Source organism: Streptomyces phyllanthi (genome assembly GCF_009377205.1).
GTDB classification, from domain to species: Bacteria; Actinomycetota; Actinomycetes; order Streptomycetales; family Streptomycetaceae; genus Streptomyces; species Streptomyces phyllanthi.
Genome location: NZ_VJZE01000084.1, coordinates 20,665 through 27,810, shown reverse-complemented (window position 1 = coordinate 27,810; position 7,146 = coordinate 20,665). Strand labels below are relative to the sequence as shown.

The window sequence follows — 7,146 nt, the reverse complement described above, 5'->3', positions numbered from 1 at the left end:
CCGCCCGGGGCTGAGCGCCCCGCGCCTCCCCACCTCCCTCCTTCAGCAACGCAACCCCTTCAGCAGAGCAACTCCCTCAGCAACGCAACCCCCTCAGGAGAATGACCGTGACCGACACCGGCCAGCGGACCGTACGCGACGCAACCCTGGACGTACTGCGGCAGTTGGGTCTGACGACCGTCTTCAGCAACCCCAGCCACAGCGAGATGAAGCTCTTCGAGAACTGGCTGGAGGGCGAGTTCCGGTTCGTGATGGGCTTACAGGAGGCCGCCGTCGTCGGTATGGCCGACGGCTACGCCCAGGCCACCGGCGAACCGGCGCTGGTGATCATCAACGGCGGACCGGGTCTCGCCAACGCCATGGGCAGCGTGTACACGGCCGCCTCGGCGAAGACCCCGATGGTGATCCTCGGCGGTCAGCAGGCCCGCAAGATGCTCCTCGGCGAGCCCTTCCTGGTCGCCAAGGACTCCACCCAGCTGCCCAAGCCGTACATCAAGTGGGCCGGTGAGCCCGCGCGGCCGCAGGACGTCCCGGCGATGATCGCCCAGGCGTACCAGATCGCCAAGCAGGCCCCGCAGGGCCCGGTGTTCGTCGCCGTGCCCGAGGACGACTGGGTCCGGCCGGCCGACCCCGAGCCGCTGCGGATCGCGAAGGTGCAGAGTGCCGTGGTGCCCGACCCGGCGGCGCTGGAGCAGATCGCGGCGGCGCTGAGCGGAGCCGAGCGGCCCGGTCTGATCGCGGGCGGCCCGGTGGACGCGCAGGGCGCCCGTGGCGACCTGGTCGCGCTCGCGGAGAAACTCAACGCGCGCGTGTGGGGCGCCCCGGTGTGGAACCGCGGGGCCTTCCCCGAGAACCACCCGCTGTTCGCCGGTGTGCTGCCGCCCATCCCCGAGCTGATCAACGAGCGGCTGTCCGCCCAGCACGATGTCGTGGTGGTGTTCGGCGGGCCGGCGTTCACCCTGTTCACCGCCTGGGACCTGTTCTCCACGGCACCGGCCGACCTGGACCGCAGCCCCCGCCCCACGCTCACCCCGGACGTGGACTTCCTGCACGTCACCGACGATCCGCAGGCGGCCGCCGCCACGCTGGCCGGCCGGAGCTTCGTCGCCCCGCCCGGCGCGGTCGTCAAGGCCCTGGTGCCGCTCGTGGAGCAGCGCGAGCGCGTCGCCCTGGCGCCCGTACGCGAGCCGGTGCCGGTGCCGGAGGCGTCGACGCCGCTCACCCAGGCGTACCTGTTCCACCTGCTGTCGAAGGAACTCCCGGACAACGCCGTGCTGTTCGAGGAGCTGCCGATCGCCCGCGCGGACTTCCACGAGCAGATCCCGCTCGGCGCGGACAACGGCTACTTCGCCACCGCGAGCGGCGCGCTCGGCTTCCCGTTCGCGGGAGCCGTCGGCTACGCGCTGGCCCGCCCGGACCGCCGTGCCGTGGTCGTCGTCGGTGAGGGCTCGGCCCAGTACACACTGCACGCCCTGTGGACGGCGGCGCGGCACAGCCTGCCGGTCACCTTCGTCATCCCCGACAACTCCGGCTACCTGTCGCTCAAGTACTACCTCCAGGACCAGAAGTCCTGGGAGGCCGGCTACGACCTCAGCGGCGTCGACATGGCCCAGCTCGCCCGCGGCTTCGGCGTCCGCGGCGAGCGGATCGACTCGCCCGAGGGCCTGCGGTCGGCGCTCCGGGAGGCGCTGCGGGCCGACGGCCCCGTGCTGCTGGACGTCATGGTGGAAGACCCCGGCCTGTTCCGGCTGTGACCGTCCGGCTCCTCAACCGTTCCCTGTCACGAGTCACTCGGGAGACCTCATGACCACCACCACCGAGACCGGTACGGCACCGGCCGGCAGCCATCCGGAAGGTGCCGTCGTCCACCACCCGGCGGGCACCGGCCCGACGATCTGGTTCGGCGACGCCATCTACACCTTCAAGGCGACCCGCGAGAACACCGGCGGCTCCCTGACCCTCGCCGAGGCCACCGTGCCGCCCGGCGGCGGTCCGCCGCCGCACATCCACCCGAACGCAGACGAGGCGTTCTACATCCTCAGCGGCACCATCGAGTTCCTCAACGGTGAGAAGACCTTCGTCGCCGGCACCGGCGACTTCGTCTTCGTGCCCCGGGGCACCCGGCACCGCTTCCGCAACGTCGGTCTCCAGACGGCCCATCTGCTGTTCATGTTCACCCCGGCCTACCTGGAGAAGTTCTTCATGGAGATCGGCAGTCCGGCGAAGGCCGGTGAGGCGCCGCAGCCGCTGACGCCCGAGCAGAGGCAGATGATCGTGGATCTCGCACCGCGCCACGATCTCCGGCTCGCCCCATGACGGGAAGCACCACGCCGGCAAGCACCACGACGTACGGGAAAGAGGCCGGCCGCCATGGCTGAACCGACGACCATGCGCGCGGCCCTCATCGACGACTTCGGCCCCGCCGAGGTACTCCGGGTGGGCCGGGTGCCCGTTCCGGTGCCCGGCCCGGGCGAGGTCCTGGTGCGGGTGCGTGCCGCCGGGATCAACGCGATCGACTGGGCGACCCGAGCCGGACACGGCGTCGGGCTGCCCGCCTTCCCCGCCGTGCTCGGCTGGGACATCGCGGGCACGGTGGCCGCCACCGGTCCCGGAGCCGACCGGTTCACCGAGGGCGAGGCGGTCTTCGGCATGCCGCTCTTCCCGGCCCCGGCCGGGGCGTACGCCGAGTACGCCGTCGCCCCTGAGGCCCATCTGGCCCGTACCCCGCCGGCGACCGGCCACGTGGCGGCCGCCGCGCTGCCGATGGTGGCGCTCACCGCCTGGGAGACCCTGTTCGGGCACGGTGGTCTGCGCGCCGGTCAGCGGGTCCTGGTGGCCGGGGCGTCGGGCGGCGTCGGGCATGTCGCGGTGCAGCTGGCGGCGGACGCGGGCGCCGAGGTCATCGGCACGGCCTCGGCCCGCAACCGCGAGTTCGTCCTCTCCCTGGGCGCGAAGGAGGTCGTCGCCCACGACATGGTCCGCGAGGTGATGGACGTGGACCTGGCCGTCGACCCCATGGGCGGCGCGGAGTTCTTCCGGCTGCTCGACGTCGTCCGCCCCGGCGGCGTCGTGGTCACGCTCAAGGGGGAGGGCCCCGAGCACCGTCGGGCCGCCGAGGAGCACAAGGTGCGCTCCGCGTTCACCTATGTGCGGCCCGACGGTGCGGTGCTCGAAGAGAAGATCGCCCCGCTGCTCTCCGCCGGACGGCTGCGTCCCTTCGTGGACCGGACGTTCCCGCTGGACGAGGTGGCACAGGCACACGCGCTGGGCGAGCAGGGGCATGTGCGCGGCCGGCTCGTCCTGGACCTGTCCTGACGAGATGAGAAAGACGGAAAAGACGGAAGGTGACGGAATGATCCTCGTGACGGGGGCGACCGGGAACGTCGGCGGCGAACTGGTCGCCCAACTCGCCGAGGCCGGACGGGCGGTGCGGGCGCTGGTACGGCGGACCGATGCCGGGAACGCCCTGCCCAGGGGAGCGGAAGCGGTCGCCGGAGACCTGAACGACCCGAAGTCCCTGCGACCGGCCCTCGACGGTGTCCGGGGCGTGTTCCTGCTGCCGGGGTACGCCGACATGCCGGGCACGCTCGCCGAGCTGCGCGCGGCCGGGGTGGAGCATGTGGTGCTGCTCTCCAGCATCGCCGCCCCGGACGGCGACCTGGACAACGCGATCTCCCGTTTCATGATCCTCTCCGAGGAGGCGGTAAGCGGTTCCGGGGTGCCGTGGACGATCCTGCGGCCCAGCGGGTTCATGTCCAACACCTTCCGGTGGAACGGGCAGTTGGCCGCGGGGGACGTCGTACGGGACGCCTTCGGCGGGGTGGCGGTCGCGAACGTCGACCCGTACGACATCGCGGCCGTGGCCGCCCGGGTGCTCCTCGACAAGGACCACTTCGGCCGAGCGCACGCGCTCAGCGGACCCGAGGCGCTGCTGCCGGCCGACCGGGTGCGGCGGCTCGGCCGGGTCCTGGGGCGGCCGCTGCGCTTCGTCGGCCTCAGCGACGAGGAGGCCCGGCGGGAGATGGAGGGCACGATGCCGCAGGAGTACATCGACGCCTTCTTCCGCTACTACGCGGACGGAACCCTGGACGACTCGGTGGTGCGCCCCGGAGTGGCGGAGGTGCTCGGCAGGCAGCCGCGCACCTTCGACCAGTGGGCCGAGGCGCACGCCGGGGACTTCCCCGTCGCCGTGTCCGCGTGATCCACGCATGCTGAACTCACGAGAGGAAAAAGGGACATGACCACTGTGGAGACCGTCCGGTTCCACCTGGAGCCCGGCGTGGACGCCGAGGAGTTCGTCCGGCTCGACGCGAAGGTGGAGCAGGACTACATGGCCAAGCGGCCGGGCTTCGTCTCCCGCGAGGTGACCCGTAACGACGACGGGGAGTACCTCGTGATCGTTCACTGGGCCACCCCCGGGGACGCCGACGCCACGATGCAGGGATTCTTCGGCGCCCCCGAGACCCAGGACTTCCTCGCCGCCATCGACAAGTCGACGGTGGTGTCCGGTCGGTACGCGCGCGTACAGCACTAGCGACCGGTCGACAGCGACCGGTCGACAGTGAGGGCGCCGGGATTCCCGGCGCCCTCACTGTCAGATACCGCTCAGGCGCGCCACGTCGAACGGCAGGGACAGCGGGGACAGACCGAACTGGGAGCGGACCACGTGGATCGAGCCCTGCCCGCGCACCAGGGTGGTGGGACGCCGGAGCTCCGGGTCGGACAGCTGCTGTTCGACCACGGCGGTGGTGGCGTCGTCGGAGAGCCGTACCCGGCTGATGCTGTCGCTGCCGAAGTGCGCGATCCACAGCTTGTTCTTCTCCAGCAGCAGTCCGTCGCCCGAGGCCAGGCCAGGCCCGGTGACGGCCACCTTGCTCGCCCGGCCCGAGGCCACATCGAGGCGGAACAGGTCGCCGGTGGCCATGTCGACGGTGATCAGGAAGCTGCCGGTGTCGTTCGACTCGATGCCGTTGAGCGTGATGGCGCCCACGGGCTGCGGGGTGACCAGGCCGTTCAGGTCGAAGCCCACGTCCAGTGTGCGGGCCGGGCCGCCCGCCGCGATCGCGTCGGCGACCTGGGTGGCGGTCACCCGGTAGACCAGGTTGCGCAGTGAGTCGGTGACGTAGACGGAGCCGTCCGGGGTGAGGTCCAGGTCGTTGAGGACCGACTGCCCCGGGGTGGGTGTCACGAAGCGGGCCAGACGGGCGCCGGTGGCCGTGTCGTACAGGGTGACGGCGTCACGGTCGTTCACCCACAGCCGCCCCTTGCTGTCGACGTCCGTGCCCATCGCCTGGGTGCGGCCGTCGGTGCCCGCGGGCAGGAAGACCTGGGCCTGGGTCTGGCCCGCCGCCGCCCGGTACACGGCGCCGGTCGTGAAGGACGTGACGTAGGTGTCCCCGTTTCTCGGGTCGACCGATATGCCCTCCGGGTGGACGTTGTCCCCGGGCAGGCTGATGGCGCCGGTCACCTGGAGGGCGGACGGGCCGGCGGCCGCGGGGGCCGTGGCGGCGAGGGAGAACAGCCCGGTGAACGCCAGGCCGAGGGCCGCGAGCCGACGGTGTATGCGTGAGATGCGCACGATGGGTCCTCTCTTCCGGAATGGGGCGAGTTGGCCCGCCCCGGGTGAGAGGACCGTATGGCCGGAACCGAGCGGTCCGGTGGGCGTGAAAGTGCCGCGAGGTGGCGGCAATTGCCCGATATTGGCTTGTTGAGCTGCACGGATCCGTCGTTACGGGCGGCCGGAATCCGATGGACGGTGAGGCCGACTTTCGTATGTAGTTGAGGCGATTCCGTATGGTGGGCGCGGTTCCGTATGGTGGGCCGGATTCCGTATACGAACAGACGGCGGCCCCGGAGTGTCCTTCGCACTCCGGGGCCGCCGCCCTGTCGGTGCCGCCCTGTCGGTGCCTCTCAGTCGCGTGCCGCGGGCACCGCGTCCCGTGCCGCCTCCCGCTCGGCGGCGTTCTCCCGCTCCTCGCGCCGCCGTCCGCGCCGCTGCCCGAGGCGCAGCGCCACGGGCTCCGTGAAGCGGGCCGTGAGCGGTCCGAGGACGACCAGCAGCAGGACGTACGCGGTCGCGAGCGGCCCCAGCGCGGGCTCGACGCCCGAGGAGACCGCGAGCCCGGCGATGACGATCGAGAACTCGCCGCGCGCGACGAGCGCGCCGCCCGCCCGCCACCGGCCCCGCACCCCGATACCGGTCCGTCTCGCCGCCCAGTAGCCCGTGGCCACCTTGGTCGCGGTGGTGAGCGCGACCAGCGCGAGGGCGGGCAGCAGCACCGGCGGGATCGTGGTGGGATCCGTACTCAGGCCGAAGAACACGAAGAACACCGCGGCGAACAGGTCCCGCAGCGGCATCAGCAGATGGTGGGTGTGTTCGGCGACCTCACCGGAGAGCGCGATACCGACCAGGAAGGCGCCCACCGCCGCCGACACCTGCAACTGCTGGGCCACACCCGCGACCAGCAGCGTCAGCCCGAGCACGACGAGCAGCAGCTTCTCCGGGTCGTCGCTGTTGATGAACCGCGAGATCACCCTGCCGTACCGCACGGCGATCAGCAGGACCGTGCCGACGGCCGCGAGCGCGATGGCGAGCGTGACCCCGCCGGCGGCCCAGCCCGCCCCGGCCAGCAGCGCCGTGAGGATCGGCAGGTACACGGCCATCGCCAGGTCCTCGAGGACCAGCACGCTGAGGACCACGGGCGTCTCGCGGTTGCCCAGCCGCCCGAGGTCCCCGAGCACCTTGGCGATCACCCCCGACGAGGACACCCAGGTGACGCCCGCGAGCACCACGGCCGCGACCGGGCCCCAGCCCAGCAGCAGAGCCGCCGCCGCGCCCGGCAGGGCGTTGAGCGCGAAGTCGGCCACGCCCGCGGGGAAGTGGACCTTCAGATGGCCGACGAGATCGCCCGCGGAGTACTCGAGGCCCAGCAGGAGCAGCAGCAGGACGACACCGATCTCGGCGCCGGTCTCGATGAACTTCTCGCTGCCGCCCAGCGGCACCAGGCCCCCGTGCCCGAAGGCGAGCCCGGCGAGGAGATACAGGGGGATCGGGGAGAACCGCATCCGCACCGCGAAGCGGCCCAGCAGGCCGAGCGCGAGGACGACGGCCCCGAACTCCATCAGGAACACCGCGGAGTGCACGCG

Annotated in this window: 7 protein-coding genes; 5 read left to right on the top strand and 2 right to left on the bottom strand. The window is 71.9% G+C overall.

Annotated elements, in window-relative coordinates:
• Window positions 1-107 precede the first annotated feature (107 nt).
• From mdlC to FNH04_RS15025, 5 genes are read left to right on the top strand one after another with little or no spacing between them, the layout of a single operon-like run.
• Window positions 108-1,754 carry a benzoylformate decarboxylase gene (gene mdlC, locus FNH04_RS15045; protein ID WP_194236685.1) on the top strand — a complete coding sequence of 549 codons (1,647 nt, stop codon included), beginning with the start codon at window positions 108-110 and terminating at the stop codon, window positions 1,752-1,754.
• A gap of 49 nt (window positions 1,755-1,803) precedes the next feature.
• Window positions 1,804-2,316 carry a cupin domain-containing protein gene (locus FNH04_RS15040; RefSeq protein ID WP_152784369.1) on the top strand — a complete coding sequence of 171 codons (513 nt, stop codon included), beginning with the start codon at window positions 1,804-1,806 and terminating at the stop codon, window positions 2,314-2,316.
• A 54-nt stretch (window positions 2,317-2,370) separates the two neighbouring features.
• A complete protein-coding gene (locus FNH04_RS15035) occupies window positions 2,371-3,315 on the top strand; it encodes an NADP-dependent oxidoreductase (RefSeq protein WP_228031382.1) in 945 nt (314 codons plus the stop codon).
• 37 nt (window positions 3,316-3,352) lie between these two features.
• Window positions 3,353-4,201 carry an NAD(P)H-binding protein gene (locus tag FNH04_RS15030; protein ID WP_152784384.1) on the top strand — a complete coding sequence of 283 codons (849 nt, stop codon included), beginning with the start codon at window positions 3,353-3,355 and terminating at the stop codon, window positions 4,199-4,201.
• Between the two features lie 36 nt (window positions 4,202-4,237).
• On the top strand, window positions 4,238-4,534 hold the full coding sequence (locus tag FNH04_RS15025; protein WP_152784366.1) for an antibiotic biosynthesis monooxygenase family protein: 297 nt from the start codon (window positions 4,238-4,240) through the stop codon (window positions 4,532-4,534).
• 60 nt (window positions 4,535-4,594) lie between these two features.
• Here FNH04_RS15025 and FNH04_RS15020 read toward each other — a convergent pair whose 3' ends face one another.
• Entirely contained in the window at window positions 4,595-5,578 is a 984-nt protein-coding gene (locus tag FNH04_RS15020; protein ID WP_194236684.1) for an SMP-30/gluconolactonase/LRE family protein, read from the bottom strand.
• Window positions 5,579-5,910: 332 nt separating this feature from the next.
• Complete coding sequence (locus FNH04_RS15015) at window positions 5,911-7,143, bottom strand: cation:proton antiporter (RefSeq protein WP_322723085.1); 1,233 nt, start codon at window positions 7,141-7,143, stop codon at window positions 5,911-5,913.
• Between the last annotated feature and the right edge of the window lie 3 nt (window positions 7,144-7,146).